The sequence below is a fragment of the Arachidicoccus sp. genome (assembly GCF_050436765.1).
GTDB lineage: Bacteria > Bacteroidota > Bacteroidia > Chitinophagales > Chitinophagaceae > Arachidicoccus.
Genome location: NZ_JBNQGD010000331.1, coordinates 1 through 1,175, shown reverse-complemented (window position 1 = coordinate 1,175; position 1,175 = coordinate 1). Strand labels below are relative to the sequence as shown.

At 34.9% G+C, this 1,175-nt stretch carries 2 protein-coding genes; both read left to right on the top strand.

What is annotated here, in order from left to right; genetic code table 11:
• Positions 1-79 precede the first annotated feature (79 nt).
• A complete protein-coding gene (locus ACQR30_RS14215) occupies positions 80-550 on the top strand; it encodes a hypothetical protein (RefSeq protein ID WP_429736258.1) in 471 nt (156 codons plus the stop codon).
• 12 nt (positions 551-562) lie between these two features.
• A complete protein-coding gene (locus ACQR30_RS14210) occupies positions 563-910 on the top strand; it encodes a hypothetical protein (RefSeq protein WP_429736256.1) in 348 nt (115 codons plus the stop codon).
• The last annotated feature ends 265 nt before the right edge of the window (positions 911-1,175 follow it).

Genomic DNA, 1,175 nt, shown 5'->3' with positions numbered 1-1,175 from the left:
ATAAGGGCGCCCCCAACAATTAGTCCTACTCCAGAATATGATGCCTATACACAAAGCTGGGTAGATTTTAACAGGATGGGTGGAAGAGGCTAGAGAAAAGGGGCATATTACTTATCCCGAATCACTTAATAAGCTCTCGGACAGAATCATAAGTCCTACAATAAATTTAGCTTTAACTTTAGATGCTGGGTATGATGGTTATTTGAGCGTTAGGAAATTCTTTAATGCAGGAGAGGTTTATTTATATCATTATACTTCAGTGTCATCTGCTCAAAATATCCTTAAGTTTGGAATGAATACTGAATATAGTTCAGATGGTTTTCTCTATCTCACTAATAAAGGAAACTTATCACCGTTACAGGCGCAAATTGAATTGGCCTTTCCTGCTAATAGACCTTTACCTACATCTATTCTTCGAATAAATGCAAAAGATTTAGAACCATTTATGATAAGAAGAGCAACAGGGAACCTTCCTGGAATGGGTGCAGGAGGAGGAAATGAGTTTTTATTTAACCAGAATATTTCATCTGACTTAATTCATCAAAAATAAATAATATAGTAGATGTTAGATAATAGAAGATTAAAAATAGCAATACAGTTTCTAAAAGAGGAACAATCCTTTGCTATTGGAAATTTACGTATAGGATTTGAAAATAAAAATACTTTCTTCGTAACAGGATGGACTCAATATTTAAATCTTGAAAATTTGACTAAGAAACAGGCATTGTTAGAACTAGAGCATATAAAAGAATTATTTCAAGAAATAGTGGATAGTTCTAAAGAACTAAAAGATTTTATTAAAGAGAAAAATATAAAATTTAATTTAGCATTTAATTATGGAATGGGATCAATAGGTGTATGTTCTGAAAAAAATGGAGTAATTAAATGGGAAGTTGATATTCAAAAATAGTGTAACCAGCTATTCGTGATTTGCAATCGCGAATGCTTATCAGAACCTTTGTAATGTTCGATTGAGCGGCTGTCCCCGAGGAGCTACTACGCAGCAGGAGAACTCTATAAAACCATTACCACCGATGAGAACGGGCATCAGGTCATCGAATTCAAAGACAAAGAAGGACAGGTAGTCTGTAAAAAGGTACAGAGCGGTGCAGCCGGTACTTTTGTCACCACCCAGTATATCTATGATGACTTCGGGGATTTAGCTTATGTGCTGC